The sequence below is a fragment of the Dehalococcoidales bacterium genome (genome assembly GCA_041652735.1).
Taxonomy (GTDB): domain Bacteria; phylum Chloroflexota; class Dehalococcoidia; order Dehalococcoidales; family RBG-16-60-22; genus RBG-13-51-18.
On the sequence record JBAZGT010000031.1, the window covers coordinates 13,740 to 28,061 of the forward strand.

Here is a 14,322-nt window from a genome sequence, read left to right on the forward strand (position 1 = left end):
TATGGAGCGAAAAATGCTGGAAGGCAAGGTAGCCGTCGTTACGGGGGCCCGGCGGGGCATCGGTAGGGCGGTCGCTTTAACGCTGGCCGGAGCGGGGGCCGACCTCGTGCTCGCGGACACTGTCGCCGACGATGGCCGGCTGGATAAAGTCGCCTCGGAAATCGGCCGCCTCAACCGCGGCGCGCTGGCTGTTCGGGTGGATATATCCAGTAAATCTGATGTGGCGGAAATGGTGCGTTTGGCCGTCGCGCGCTTTGGTAAAATAGATATCCTGGTGAACTGCGCCGGCGTCTGGCTGCCCGGCCAGAATCTGATTGATACCCCGGAGGAAAACTGGGACAAGGTTATCGATACCAACCTTAAAGGGACCTATTTCTGCTGCCGGGAGGTGGGACGGGTCATGGCGGCGCGGGGCAGCGGCAATATCGTTAATCTGTCGTCGCAGGTAGGGCTGAACCCGGGCACCGGGGGCGGCGCTTACTCTATCTCCAAGGCGGGGATTATCATGCTTACCCGGCAGCTGGCCCTGGAGCTGGCGGCTAACCATATCCGCGTCAACGCCCTGGCGCCGGGTATCGTCAAAACGGACTTTAATAAAAACCTGTGGCAAAATGCGGCCGGCGCGCAGCAGATGGGGCAAATGGTGCCCCTGGGCCGGCTGGCGGAGCCGGAAGACATCGCCCGCGCCGCCCTTTTCCTCGCCTCTGATGACTCCTCTTATATCACCGGAGTGGTTCTGCCGGTGGATGGCGGCTGGCAGGTCTCTCCCCCGCCCCGCCCCGCAAAATAAACTCACGTACCTCCCGCCGTCATTATCCCCGCTTTAATAACACCATCCCCAAACCTCATCAATCAATCGCTCCCTCTCTGTCAACGGAGAGGGAGCCGGAAGGAAAGGTTAAGTATTATCCGCCCCTCCCTCCCCGTCCCGCTTTTAGGCACAATATTGCTCTCCTTTAGCGTAAGGAGTACAATCAAAAACGGGTCTTTCTTTTAATCATATTAAGGAGGAATCTGCCTGTGAAAGCCGCCTTTATCGTCGCCCCTAAAAAGTTTGAAATCAGGGATATCCCCATGCCTGAAATCAGCCCCGATGAGATGCTGGTGAAAATAGCTGCCTGCGGCGTCTGCTCCTCGGACATGCCGTCCTATCTGGACACCAGCGCCATGCATGCCCCTTTTCCCCGCCGCGGCGGCCACGAGCCTGCCGGCACAGTGGTGGAGGTGGGCAAAAACGTTAAGGGCTATAAGGCGGGGGATAGAATCACCGGCTTCTGGCCGGCCGAATGCTACGCCGAGTACGTCGCCTGTGACCCCAACGACCGCGTTGCCCGCGGCCACGGCTCCGTTATCGAGAAGATTCCGGACGGCATCCCCTTCGAGTACGCCCTGGGCGAGCCGCTGATGAGCCTGGTTTCCATTACCCGCACCGCCACCCCGGAGTTCGGCGACTTCGTTTTTCAGGTGGGGTGCGGCTTTATGGGGCTGGGGGTCATCGCCGGCGTGGCCGGCCCCAAGATAAGGGAGTACATCGTCGCTGACCTTGATGATGCCCGCCTCAAGCTGGCTAAAGAGCTGGGTGCCACTATCACCCTCAATCCCTCCAGGGTGAATGTGGCGGAAGAGGTGAGGAAAATCACCGGCGGACGCGGGGTGGATGTGGCTATAGAGGTGGTGGGCCATCCGCCGGGCCTGAAAATGGTCGGGGAAGTGATTAAAAACAACCGCGCCAAGATTATCGCCGTGGGCTGGCACCAGGCCCCGGACACTTACGAGCTGTTCAACTGGATAAAATCGCCCATCATCTACAGCCCGCAGGGCATCGGCATGAGCACGGACTACCAGAGCGAGCTGCGGCGCGCTATCTGGGCGGTGCAAAAGGGGGTCTTCCCCATGCAGAAGCTTATCACCCACCAGTACAAGCTGGAGGATATCGATAAAGCCTTCCAGGACAACCTCAACCGCACCCCCGGCTATATCAAGGGTGTGGTGATGCCGGAGTTAAAATAAACTCATCCTCCCCCTCTCTGCCAGCGGAGAGGGGGAAAAGAGAGGGAGAGGTTGGTAAATTTCCCTCAATACTTTGACAAATAATAACTGTCAACTAACAACTGATAATTAGAATAATTAGGAGGATTCATGAAACTAGGCAGATTTATTGTTGACACTCACGTACATTCCCAGCGCCATGCCGCCGGGAAAGCCCTCAAGGGTTCCAAGGACTTTGACAAACTCGGTGAGGTTATGGGCCAGATGGAAGCCTATGACAACTCGCCCCGCCTGCTTTATGATATGCAGTGCTACGGCGTGGACATGTGCATCATCGAGCCGGCTTTCGGCATGACCAACCCCAATAATGTCGACCAGGTAAAACGCTACCCGGACAAGTTCGCCGCCTGCTGCTGGCCCAAGGAATACCAGGACCGCTGCGCCGCCGGCGAGGAAGAATGGAAAATCGACGGCTTTTGCCAGGCCCTGGCCGACCTGCTTAAGACCGGCAAATACGTCGGCATCGGCGAGATGGTGCTCATCCCCATGCGCAAGCCCAAGCCCGGTCAGCCCCCCCGCTTCCAGACCGAGGAGGAAATCATCACCAACTGCCTTAAGGTTATGGAAGTCTGCCGCGCCTATAAAGTGCCCATGCGCTATCACACCGGCACGCCCGGCGGCTACGCTATCGCCTATCACGGCGCGCAGTTCACCTACAACCCGCTCTGGGTGCATACCCTGGCCGTGGCCATGCCGGATGTGCCCATCATCCTGGAACATGCCGGCATCGAGGGCGGCTGGTGGGAGTGGTTTTACGAGTGCTGTCTGCATGTGGCGGCCAGCCATAAGAACATCTACCTGGAGACCGGCCGCTGGTGGACGGAGCTTTATTTCAAGGCTCTGAACGACCCTTCCGTCGGCGCCGAGAAGCTTATCTGGGGCACGGATTGGGGCGCCAGCCTGCCCGTCTATTCCCAGCTCAACCGCTACCCGCCGGGCTACACCCGCCAGGACCTGAAACAGGGCATCCCGCGGTACCAGGTGGATATCTGGGGCTGGAGTCTCAAGCAGATTCAGCGGCTGGACATCAATCAGGACGATATGAACCTGATGCTGGGCGGCAACGCTTCCCGGCTTTTCAAGCTGCCCAACCCCGGCGGCCTCACCCGCATGTTCAAGTTCGTGGAAGAACCGCCGGCATCCCCGCCGGGACACTAAAAAAATAGAAGATGTCATCCTGGGCGAAGCAAATGACCCGTAAACACCTCTCCCTTGATAGGGCAGGTGGGTCGGTAATTAAGCGTATTTATCGTCCTCCTCTCTGCCAGCGGAGAGGAGGATAAGAGGAAGAAAGGTCGGTAATCTCTTTAAACGTAAATCGTGAACATTATCCAACTCTCGTCCTCCTCTCTGTAAACGGAGAGGAGGATAAGAAGAGGAAAGGTCGGTAAATTCCTCTCCCTGATAACTGTTAACTGATAACTCAACAAAAGGAGGTTTCATGAAACTGGGAAGATTTGTCGTTGATACCCATGTGCATTCCCAGCGCCATGCCGCCGGGAAAGCCCTCAAAGGTTCTAAGGACTTTGCCGACCTCGGTAAGGCGATGTACACCGTTGAAGCCTACGATAACTCCGCCCGCCTTATTTACGATATGGATAACTACGGCGTGGATATGTGTGTTATCGAGCCGGCTTTCGGCATGACCAACAAGACCAACGCGGCGCAGGTGGAGAAATACCCTCAAAGATTCGTGGCCAACTGCAACACCAAGGAATACGATGACCGGTGCAAAGAGACCGGCGAGCCCTGGACCCTGGACGGCGCTATCGCCGAGATGGCCCGCCTCCTGGATACTAAAAAATTCGTCGGCGTCGGCGAGGCCATGCCGGTTATGCCCCCCGCCACCCCGGAAAACCCGTATCCTGACCAGGAGACGCTTATCAAGAACATGATGCGCATGATGGACCTGGCGCGCCAGTACCATATTCCCGTCCGCTACCACGCCGGCACGCCCGGCGGCTACGCCATCGCCTATCATGCCTGGCCCATCACCTATAACCCCCTGTGGGCGCATACCCTGGCCGTGGCCTATCCTGACGTGCCGCTCATCCTGGAGCACGCCGGCATCGAGGGCGGCTGGTGGGAGTGGTTCTACGAGCAGGCTCTGCATGTCGCCGCCTCGCACAAGAACATCTACCTGGAGACCGGCCGCTGGTGGACGGAGCTTTATTCCAAGGCTCTGAACGACCCCTCCGTCGGCGCCGAGAAGCTTATCTGGGGCACGGACTGGGGCGCCAGTCTGCCCGTCTATTCCCAGCTCAACCGCTACCCGCCGGGCTACACGCGGCAGGACCTGAAACAGGGCATACCCCGCCATCAGGTGGATATCTGGGGTTGGAGTCTCAAGCAGATTGAGCGACTGGACATTAACCAGGACGATATGAACCTGATGCTGGGCGGCAACGCTGTCCGGCTTTACAATCTGAAACTGCCCGGCGGCCTCACCCGTATGTTCAAGTTCGTTGACGATGCTAAGCCCGCAGCGCCGGGGGCCTCCGGCAGCCCTGCCTGAAAAAGACCGGAAAACAAATAATATTTCGGATAGCTTAAAGTCCGCTCATCCTGAGCTTGTCCAGGGGTGGGCGGACTTCTTTATTTCTGGCTGCTGCTGGATAAACCTGAGGATGTTTGCCCGGTGTACCTGCAAATATTTGCTGCCTTTTAGCCTTTTTATCGGGTGAAAGACAGCAAACGAATTTCGGGATGCTGGCTATTCTCTATCGGGATCTTCAAACGGTACAAAGGTCTGGAATCTCTCCGGGGGAAATATCGGCGATGGTCTCTCGGCGTCCGTCTGATTCGAGGGTTTTTTGGGTTTTTGTGGTTTCTCGGGCTCGTCTTTGATATCTTCAAACGGCACAAAGGTATTGTATCTTTCCGGGGGGAATATGGCCGGTCTTTCGGGTTCTGTCCGGTTCGAGGGTTCTTTAGTACCCGACGGTTTTAAATTGGCCCACAGCAAATCCATGGGTTTTTGGGTTTTTACAGGTTCATCCCGTTTTGACGAATCTATACCAGCCGGCGGCTTTTCTGCGGGTTCTTGGGGGATTGCGGGTTCATCCCGTTTTACGAAATCGATACCGCCCCGTGACGTTTCCGCCGCTTTTTGAAAGAAATCGAGTTGTTCCGGTTTTGCGAAGTCTATTCCGCTCCGCGGCGTTTCCGCGGCTTTTGGGGGGATTGCGGGTTCTTCCCTTCTTGAGAAATTTATGCCCCCGCCTGACTTTTCCGCGGCTTTTTTGGCTTCCTGCTGCCTTTCGTACTCTTCCTCGCTTAATGGTTCACAGGATATTACCTGGTTATTATGAATTGTTATCGTAAAAAACTCGTGGCATTTCCAGCACCGCCGGGGGCCGGAATAGCTGGTATCGGCGAGAGAAAGTTTGGCCTCCGCGCCGCACTTGGGACATTTTAAAATCATCATGGGCATGTGAGTTATACCTCCCCCTTAACCCCCCGTTTTCAGGAAGGTAAGGGTTGAATATCAATAAGCACTATAATTTGTTCGTGAGGTTTTGTCAATTTTTTAAGGCGATGGTATTACCTGAGGGCGCCGGGCGGCCTGACCCGTATTTTCAGCTTCGTTTATGATGCGCCGCCGCCGCGGAAATAATATGCCCCCGGTCATTCTGCAGGGGTGAAACGACTCAAGAATCTCGGGGTGGAGTGAGTGGGTTTGGATTAATGGGTTATTCCCGGGAATGATGGTTAAAAAAGATGTCATCGTCTCCCTTGTTAAAGGGAGATGAGAGAAGGATTCAAAAAAGGGGTGGGGTGGCGCTTAAGCCCTTCCCCTGGATTATTTGTTAATCCTAATTCCCTTCCCCCTTACCCCTAATCTCTTCGCCCTTGTCCCTAGTCCTCCTGCCCTTTGCTCGGCTGTCGCTTGCCCCCCACCCATATCTGCTTGGGGTCCACCCGTTCCCTTAATATTTTTATCTCTTCATCCGTGGGCGGGGCCGTATCCTTGAGGTCTTTAGCCAGCTTGATGTCCCACCCCACCTCCGCCTTGACCTTCTCCAGCGTTACCCCCACCCCGCTGTGGACGGACTTCACCACCATCTCCCCGTTTTCAAAGGTATAGCAGGCCAGGTCGGTTATTACCATGGAAGGCCCCGTGCCTGCCGGCATCCCCGCCTTTTCCCGCTGCCCCGGTTTCCCGTCGAGGTAGCCCGGGCAGGTGTTAAAATCTACTTTCTCCGGGAAACGCCGCTTGCTCTGGCGCAGCACGGTGATGGTGCGCTGGCAGAAGCTGATAACGTCGTTGCCGCCCCCGCTCCCGGACCAGCGGTGCGTTGGATTGTAGTAATCCCCCACGCAGGTATCGTTGGCGTTGCCGTAGCGGTCTACCTGCCCCGCCCCGATAAACCCCGTGGTGATGTACCCGGATTGCCCCAGCGTGTTGATGTAGAACAGGCCGGAAAGCTGGTCGGACATGAACTGCGAACCGAGTGTATCCGTCGCCCGCGGCATGTCGAAGCCGGTCGTGCGCAGTATCCCGTTTTCGATGACTATGGTGCTGTTCGGGGCGTGAGTGTATTTGGCCAGCAGGGCGGAAAGAAAAGGCAGTCCCAGCCCCACGTAAATAACGTCGTCCGGCCGTATCTGGTGGGCGCCCGCCACTACCATCTGGTCGGCGGCGGAGTATTTTCCGTTACCGTTGTCTTCGTTCATCAGTCGCTCCTAAAATCCGGAAACCACCGGTTCGCTGTTGACGGGGGTGATTTTAAAGTTCTGGAAGTACCCGGCCGGCTTCATCTCCGCCCGCTTCTTGAGGTACTCTTCCCAGTCTTTGACCCCGTAGACCAGTTTTTCCACGTAGGTATCGTAGTTTTCCTTCGGCCCGGTATCGAAGTAATAGCCCCACATGTCCCCGCTGTAGCACCCCGCCAGGTGCATCGGGTGCGCCCCGAAAGGCTGCTCCACCACCGCGCTCACGCGGAAAGACGGGATAATCGTTCGGTTCGGGTCGCGCCGTATCACGTCGCCGTCCACTATTTTTTCCGTGGTGACGATTATTTTGCGGCTGGCGTTGATGCCTTCCATGTCCACGCCCATGGTGCCCCATTTCTGGGCGTTGCCGTCTTTGTCCGCCCGCTGTACGTGGATGATGCCGGTGTCCGGGTTGATGGCGCGTATGGCGCCGATGGGCTGTCCGGTGAACGGGCATTTCATGGTCGTCAGGTTTTTATTGTACTTGGCTAAATCCGATCCTATCTGGCTTTTGATGGGGAGGAAAGGGACGCCCATCTGTCCGGCCATCAGGGCCGCGCTCAGCCCGAAGTGGGAAATCTCCTCGAATACCGGCAGCCGGTTCATGGCTTTGGCTTTGACGACTACGTAAGAGTGGAGGTCCTGGTTGAAATAGGCGGTTATCGCTTTATCCAGCAGCCCCTCCCCCAGCAGCAGGTTGGAGGTGGCCGTCAGCGCGCTTACCAGCGTCAGGTGGTCGATTTTCTGCCGGACGATTTCATGCACCGCCGCCGCCGGCTCGCCGTGCTGCATCCCGGAGAGGAAAAGTATGTCCCCGCTTTTGACGAACCGGGCAACCGCCTCTTTCATGGTCATTACTTTGCTCATGGTTTTCTGCACCTTTCCGGAGTAATTATTAGACCGCAAAGATATGCCTGTGTTTTATCGAAAGGGAAGCCGTGGACTGGTCATTATCATTTTAGTGGGATTACGCCAAAATATCAAAAATGTTCCAATATTTGTATGGGTTTGACAATACCGGAGCGCAAAGATAAACTTGAGAAGAATCATTTAAAGTTGTGTTTCTACTATTGTAAATTGAAGGAGACGCTATGGGTAAAAACGGCAGCAGCTTTAAGAAATTGCACCATGTGGGCGTGGTGGTCAAAGACATCAACAAGGCCATCGCCTATTTTGAGTCGCTGGGCATCGGGCCGTTCGGGGGGCCGGACGGTAAAAAGGCTTTCCCGGTGGCCTTTAAGGGAGAGCTCCACGGTAAACCGGCGGAGTGGACCACCACCATCAGCAACGCCAAGCTGGGTGATGTCGAGCTGGAAATCCTGGAGCCTACCAAAGGCAACCAGGCGCTCAAGGAGTCGCTCGACGCCACCGGCGAGGGCCTGCACCACATCGGCTTTATCACCGATAACCTGGAGCAGGAAATAGCCAACTTCAAGAAGAACGGCATCGGCATCTGGACGGAGGCCAAAGGCCAGTTCATCTATTCTGACCCCTCCCCCGTAGGCGGCGTGGCCATCGAGTTCCGCGGCATGCACAAGGAATAATAGGGAAAGTTTTTAGTTTACGGTTTTCAGTTAACAGTCGGGGTGGGGCCCAAGATGCAGGATTATAAGAAATTGAGTGTTTGGAAGAAAGCCCATTTACTGACGTTGGCTGTGTATAAAACAACCTCTGCTTTTCCGAAAGAAGAGATGTTTACCTTAACTTCTCAAATGCGCCGGGCTTGCTTATCCGTCCCAGCCAATATTGTTGAAGGTTGCGGGCGCGGAGGTAGTGCTGAACTGGGGCGTTTCCTTCAAATCGCCTCAGGTTCAGCCCATGAACTAGAATATTATCTTTTGCTGTCTCAAGAGCTTAAGTACATTAATGCTAAAGACTACAGCCAGACTATTGCTTTGGTCGGAGAGGTGAATCGTATGCTCTCCGCTTTGATAAATAAGGTGAAAAAAAGTTAACTGTAAACTGTTAACTGTCAACTGTTAACTAATAATCAATGACTTAAAATAAGGAGGCTTACGCCATGAAAGCAGCCGTCACACGTGAAGCCGGGATTATCAAGATGGAGGATGTCCCGGAACCGGAAATGGCGCCCAACCAGGTAAAAGTAAAAATAGCCTATGCCGGTCTTTGCGGGACCGACCCCGAAAACCTTGAGCACCGCTTCGGGCTGATGCCCCCGGAAGCCTACAAGGGCGCCCGTATCCTCGGCCACGAGGCCTCCGGCACTATCGCGGCCGTAGGCAAAAACGTAAAAAACAACTTTAAGGTAGGACAGCGGGTGGCCATGAATTTCCGCGGTTCCTGCGGGGCCTGCTGGTACTGCCAGAACGGCAAGGAGCATTACTGCCGCGGCGGCTCCGGCGCGTCCGGCTGTTTCGCGGAATACGCCGTTTACCCGGAAAGCGCTATCTATCCGCTGGCGGATGATATCAGCTTTGAAATCGGCGCCATGCTGGAGCCGGTCTCCGTGGCCGTCCATGCCATCGACCAGGCAAAAGTCATTACCGGCAGCAGCGTCGCCATCTGCGGCGGCGGGCCCATCGGCCTGCTCTGCCTGGAAATGGCGCTTAAAGCCGGCGCGGCCCGCACCTTGCTGTCCGAGCCTGTCGCGGAAAAGCGCGCCCTGGCTAAAAAGCTCGGCGCCGACGTTACCGTCGACCCCTTTAACGAGGATTTGGAAGCTATCGGCAAAAAGCTGACGGATGGCCGCGGCTTCAATACCGTTATCGATGCCAGCGGCAGCGTTAAAGCCGCCAAGCAATGCCTCTCCCTGGCGGACAACTGCGGCACTATCTTGTGGGCGGCTGTCTACGGCAAGGACGTGGAAATCGGCGTTTCTCCCTTCCTCATGTACGCCAAGGAACTCACCATCACCTCGACTTTTGTTTCTCCCTATTCCTTCCCGCGCGCCCTGGCCCTGCTGCCCAAGCTGGAGCTGCAGTCGCTCATCACGGATATCGTCGACCTCAAGGATATCCAGCAGGCCTTTGATATGCATAAAAAAGGCAAGTCCATTAAAATATTGATTAAAATGTAATATATCCCCCCTTTTCCTCCCCCCGGTGGGGGAGGACTAAGGTGAGGGGTAAACTATAAACTGTTAACCGTAAACTGTACACTCTTAACTGTAAACTATAAATCAGGAGGATATTTTTATGGCTGATGCAAAAGAAGTCAGTCGCCTTAAAGCGCTGGCCTATGAGATGCGCAAAAAGCTCATCCATCTGTGCGGCAATTATGATGGCATCGTGCACATCGGCGGGGACCTGTCCATGACGGACCTGCTCATCGGGCTCTATCATCACGGCTTGAAAGTCGACCCCAAGCAAATTGGTTCGCCCACCCGGGATCGTTTTCTCCTCAGCAAGGGGCACGGCGCGGTCTGCATGTACATCGCCATGTCCCTGCGGGGCTATTTTGATTATGACGAGATTGTCCGGACCTACGGTCAGCTGGACAGCGCCTACGGTATGCACCCCTGCAAGATACAGCTCCCCGGGGTGGATTGCTCGTCCGGTTCGCTCGGCCAGGGCCTGGCCATGGCCGCGGGGATGGCTTTTTCCGCCAAACAAAAAAAGGAAGCGCACCGTGTCTTTTGCATGATGGGCGACGGGGAGACGTGTGAAGGTGAAGTCTGGGAAGCGGCCAATACCGCCGGCTCTTACAAGCTGGGGAATCTCATCGGCGTGGTGGATAGGAACAAGCAGCTGATGACCAGCTTTGACGGCGACTATATGAACCTGGAGCCCTACGCGGACAAGTGGCGGGCTTTTAACTGGAATGTGGTCGAGTTCAATGGTCACGATATGGCCCAGATTGTGGATGCGCTGGACAATCTGCCGCCGGTAACCGGCAGCCGGCCTACTGCGCTCATCGCCAGCACCGTCAAGGGCAAGGGGGTTTCCTTTATGGAGAAGAACATCGGCTGGCACGCGGGTGCGTTAAGCCCCGAGGATATGCAAAAAGCCTTGGCTGATATTGAAGCCGGCTTCGCCGGGAAAGGTAGTGCTGCATAATGAAAGTGACGTTTAACTTCGGTAGTTTCTTATCGGCCCGGTCGGTCATGGGTGATACCATGGTCGAGTTGGGGGAGAATTATAAAAACGTCTGGGCTTTGACGGCTGATACCGGCGGCGCGTTAAAGGAGTATAAACAGAAGTTCCCTGACCGGTATATAGATGTCGGCGTCGCCGAGCAGAATCTGGCCGGCATTGCCGCCGGTCTGGCGCTGGAAGGCAATGTTCCGTTTATCGCCGGTATGATTCCCTTCATGACCATGCGCGCCTGTGAGCAGAACCGCACCGCTATCTGCTACCAGGACCTGCCGGTGCGTTTTATCGGCACCGGCGGCGGCCTGACCTCCGGCGGCGGCTCTACCCATAACGCTATGGAAGATATCTCCATCATGAAGTCGATGGTCAATATGGCCGTCCTGTCTATCGGCGACCCCAATATGGTGCGTGATATCATGCTGCTCAGCATGACCTATCCCCACCCCCTCTATATCCGCCTCGCCCAGGGTAAAAAAGACCGTATGCTTTATGAGCCGGGCGCTTATGAGTACAAGATCGGCATGGGCATCACCGCGCGTGAAGGCAAAGATGCCACGATTATCTCTCACGGGGAAATGGTCTTCGAGGCTCTGGAAGCCGCCAAAACTCTGGCGGACGAGGGGATAGACGTGCGTGTCGTCGATATGTATTCCATCAAACCCGTGGATAAAGACCTGGTCTGCAAAGTCGCCAGGGAAACCGGGAATATCCTGGTTCTTGAAGACCATCTCATGGAGGGCGGACTGGCCAGCACTATCGCGGATGTGTTCGTGGATAGCGGCGTTTATCCTAAGAAATTCAAGCGCCTCGGCATTCCCCAGGTATTCGCCGGCTTTGGCAGCGGCGAAGAGCTGCGGGCCAAGTTCGGCTATGATAAGACCGCCGCCGTAGCCGCGATAAAGAAAATGCTCAAGTAAGGAAAAACCGCGGCGTTACCATTGATACTGGTGAAAAGTTATAGGGGCAGGCGCAAAAACCTGCCCCTGTTTTTCTTGTCATTGCGAGGCGTCCCGATAAGCTCCCTTTCCCCCGCGTATCGGTATGGCCTGCCTGCCCGCCGAAGCGCGTTACGGCACGCAGGCGCGGCCATCTCTATCATGGAATTAACCGCATGTCATCCCGGCACAGGCTTTAGCCCGAGTTTACCCGGGGACTTGAATCCATTTTATGCCTTGAGTCTTCTCTCCCCGTCCTTCCCGCCCTAACCATACTATCTTCAAATTTCACCTATCAATCGCTCCCTCTCTGCCAGCGGAGAGGGAGATGGAGGGAAAGGTAAAGTAAACCGCTTTAGTCCTGCTGTCATTCCAGCGAAGGCTGGAATCCACCTTAAGCCTTCCCTTCGATGCCCCCTTCCTTCCCGCCTTAATAACACTATCCCCAAACTTCACCTACCCTTGTGCAAACTGGGACATAGGTAACACTTTTTTAGTCTTTTCATTAAGCATACCGGGGAGGCTGTAACGGTGAGGTATGCCCCGCGACTAAACGCAGACAGAACCTCCGCCGGAGCCCCTTGACAACCTCTCCCGCCATGTCGTACCATATATGGTACGTATCGGAGATGTAAATGACAACTTTTTCCGCGTCGGAAGCCAGGAAACGTTTTTATAAACTCGTTGATAGAGTCCAGGAGACCCATGAGCCGGTCTATATCGTGGGCAAAAGGAACTCTGCCTATCTTGTATCGGAGGAAGACTGGCGCGCCGTACAGGAAACACTCTACCTGACGTCGATTCCCGGTATGAGGGAGTCGATTATCCAGGGCTTGAATACCCCCATCGCGGAAACTGATGAGGAACCCGGCTGGTGAGCTGGCGGCTTGTCTTTACCAAACAAGCTAAAAAAGATGCTAAAAAGATTGCCCGGGCTGGACTCAAACCCCAGGCCATCCGCTTGTTGGAAATCCTCAAAGAAGAACCCTGTTCCCCGCCCTGTGAAAAACTCCTCGGCGACCTTACCGGCGCTTATTCCCGCCGGATCAATATCCACCACCGTTTGGTCTATCAGGTGCTTGATGAAATCAAGACGGTAAAAATCATCCGCCTCTGGACGCATTATAAATAGAAAAATCCTTTAATATTCCGTCGCCCACGCTCGCCCCTTATTTTTATCCGTATTACCCCTTATGCTATAATTTCGCCGGTAGCTAACTATACGTAAAGGAGATTTCATGGCTCAACTTAAATACGCGGATTGTCTCGTACAAAAACCGGGCTCGTTCCCCCCGGAGCTTCAGGGAGCCGGCGGCAGCACCGGCAAAGACCCCGTGCCGGGCGTTAAGGCCACCCACCTTATGACCGCCGATGCCGCTGTCCAGAAGGGATTTTTCTCCGTGGACTGCACCTGGTTGTGGAGCGGCGCCGCTAAAGGCCCCGTGGGCGACCCCCATACCCACGATTTCTCCCACGTTATCGGCCTCATCGGCGGCCGCCCGGAAGATGCCCAGGACCTCGGCGGTGAGATTGTCGTTTCGCTTGACGGCCACGACGAGGTTATCACCCGCAACTGCCTTATTTTCGTCCCGGCGGGTGTCGTGCATGGGCCGATTCTGTTCAAGAAAATCAATCGCCCGGTGTTCTTTATCACCATCGCCATGACCGGCGCCTATACCCGCAAACCCGCCGCCGCCCCCAAAAAGCCCGCCGCGGAAAAGCGCTATTTCCTGATGGACCATACCAAGGAGCATTTCTCCGTCGGCGCCGATTCAAAAAAGGCGCCTCCGCCTCCCCCCCGCCCCATGAACCTCAAGAGCTCCCGCATCCTGCATATCGAAGATGACATGGTGCCCGGCTCGTTCTACGTGGACTTCGTCTGGATTTGGGAAGGCAACGGCGGCGCGCCCGCCCCGGAGCACACCCATGATTGGACGGAGCTTTTGGCTATGGCCGGCGCCGACCCCTCCCGTCCCCACGACCTCGGTGGCGAGATGAGTATCATGCTCGGCGGCGAATACCTGCCCACCACCAAGAGCACCCTGGTCTGCATCCCGGCCGGCCTCGCGCACTGCCCCTGGGAGTTCCACAATATCAAGTCCCCCACCCTCGTCTTCTCCGCCGGCCCCCAGGGCATGTACTCCGGCTCGCATAAAAAAGAATAATAACGGACCTGTCATTGCGGGGAGTGTAAGCGACGAATCAATCTCACAGGCTCCTCGCTTAAGAGAAAAAAAGCAGAGACCTGCCTATCGCGTCGAATCGGTGGGCAGGTCTTGTTTTCTTGGTGTCATCGCGGGGAACGTGGCAACCCGGCTATCTCACCTGTTATTGTTACTCCAAACTTCACCAATCCATCGTCCCTCTCTGCCAGCGGAGAGGGAGCCGGAGGAAAAGGTAAGGGGTATCCCGCCCTAACCACACTATCCTCAAACTTCACCAATCCTGTGCAAACTGGGACATAGGTTACACTTTAGACCGGGGACATAGGTAACACTTTTCCTTTGGTTTCATCTAGTAAACCAAGCTTTAAGAAACTGAACCAGACTTCCCAGACTGTGTCTGTAATT

15 protein-coding genes are annotated in these 14,322 nt (G+C 55.6%); 12 read left to right on the top strand and 3 right to left on the bottom strand.

Annotated elements, in window-relative coordinates:
* Position 1: 1 nt before the first annotated feature.
* The 4 genes from WC370_10065 to WC370_10080 all read left to right on the top strand — a co-directional run bounded on the left by WC370_10065 (position 2) and on the right by WC370_10080 (position 4,564).
* Positions 2–790: an SDR family oxidoreductase gene (locus WC370_10065; protein ID MFA5309810.1), complete on the top strand. Its 789-nt coding sequence runs from the start codon at positions 2–4 to the stop codon at positions 788–790.
* Positions 791–1,020: 230 nt separating this feature from the next.
* Positions 1,021–2,010, top strand: a complete 990-nt coding sequence (locus WC370_10070) for a zinc-binding dehydrogenase (GenBank protein ID MFA5309811.1) — start codon at positions 1,021–1,023, stop codon at positions 2,008–2,010.
* Positions 2,011–2,139: 129 nt separating this feature from the next.
* Positions 2,140–3,207 (top strand): amidohydrolase family protein, encoded by a 1,068-nt coding sequence (locus WC370_10075; protein MFA5309812.1) that lies wholly within the window; start codon positions 2,140–2,142, stop codon positions 3,205–3,207.
* A 283-nt stretch (positions 3,208–3,490) separates the two neighbouring features.
* Positions 3,491–4,564 (top strand): amidohydrolase family protein, encoded by a 1,074-nt coding sequence (locus WC370_10080; protein MFA5309813.1) that lies wholly within the window; start codon positions 3,491–3,493, stop codon positions 4,562–4,564.
* A gap of 198 nt (positions 4,565–4,762) precedes the next feature.
* Here WC370_10080 and WC370_10085 read toward each other — a convergent pair whose 3' ends face one another.
* The 3 genes from WC370_10085 to WC370_10095 all read right to left on the bottom strand — a co-directional run bounded on the left by WC370_10085 (position 4,763) and on the right by WC370_10095 (position 7,632).
* Positions 4,763–5,482, bottom strand: a complete 720-nt coding sequence (locus WC370_10085; protein ID MFA5309814.1) for a hypothetical protein — start codon at positions 5,480–5,482, stop codon at positions 4,763–4,765.
* Between the two features lie 425 nt (positions 5,483–5,907).
* Positions 5,908–6,726, bottom strand: a complete 819-nt coding sequence (locus WC370_10090; protein ID MFA5309815.1) for a CoA-transferase — start codon at positions 6,724–6,726, stop codon at positions 5,908–5,910.
* A 9-nt stretch (positions 6,727–6,735) separates the two neighbouring features.
* Positions 6,736–7,632 carry a CoA-transferase gene (locus WC370_10095; protein ID MFA5309816.1) on the bottom strand — a complete coding sequence of 299 codons (897 nt, stop codon included), beginning with the start codon at positions 7,630–7,632 and terminating at the stop codon, positions 6,736–6,738.
* Positions 7,633–7,856: 224 nt separating this feature from the next.
* On the opposite strand from WC370_10095, the gene WC370_10100 reads away from it, so the two are divergent.
* From WC370_10100 to WC370_10135, 8 genes are all read left to right on the top strand, one after another.
* Positions 7,857–8,309, top strand: coding sequence for a VOC family protein (locus tag WC370_10100; GenBank protein ID MFA5309817.1), 453 nt, complete (start codon positions 7,857–7,859; stop codon positions 8,307–8,309).
* 54 nt (positions 8,310–8,363) lie between these two features.
* Positions 8,364–8,720, top strand: coding sequence for a four helix bundle protein (locus tag WC370_10105; GenBank protein MFA5309818.1), 357 nt, complete (start codon positions 8,364–8,366; stop codon positions 8,718–8,720).
* A gap of 65 nt (positions 8,721–8,785) precedes the next feature.
* Positions 8,786–9,802, top strand: coding sequence for an alcohol dehydrogenase catalytic domain-containing protein (locus tag WC370_10110; GenBank protein ID MFA5309819.1), 1,017 nt, complete (start codon positions 8,786–8,788; stop codon positions 9,800–9,802).
* 118 nt (positions 9,803–9,920) lie between these two features.
* Complete coding sequence (locus tag WC370_10115) at positions 9,921–10,781, top strand: transketolase (protein MFA5309820.1); 861 nt, start codon at positions 9,921–9,923, stop codon at positions 10,779–10,781.
* Positions 10,781–11,734, top strand: a complete 954-nt coding sequence (locus WC370_10120) for a transketolase C-terminal domain-containing protein (GenBank protein MFA5309821.1) — start codon at positions 10,781–10,783, stop codon at positions 11,732–11,734. The genes WC370_10115 and WC370_10120 overlap by 1 nt, the downstream gene beginning before the upstream one ends.
* Before the next feature lie 653 nt (positions 11,735–12,387).
* Positions 12,388–12,630, top strand: a complete 243-nt coding sequence (locus tag WC370_10125) for a type II toxin-antitoxin system Phd/YefM family antitoxin (protein MFA5309822.1) — start codon at positions 12,388–12,390, stop codon at positions 12,628–12,630.
* Positions 12,627–12,884 carry a Txe/YoeB family addiction module toxin gene (locus tag WC370_10130; protein MFA5309823.1) on the top strand — a complete coding sequence of 86 codons (258 nt, stop codon included), beginning with the start codon at positions 12,627–12,629 and terminating at the stop codon, positions 12,882–12,884. The genes WC370_10125 and WC370_10130 overlap by 4 nt, the downstream gene beginning before the upstream one ends.
* A 106-nt stretch (positions 12,885–12,990) precedes the next feature.
* Positions 12,991–13,917, top strand: a complete 927-nt coding sequence (locus WC370_10135; protein MFA5309824.1) for a hypothetical protein — start codon at positions 12,991–12,993, stop codon at positions 13,915–13,917.
* Positions 13,918–14,322: the final 405 nt, after the last annotated feature.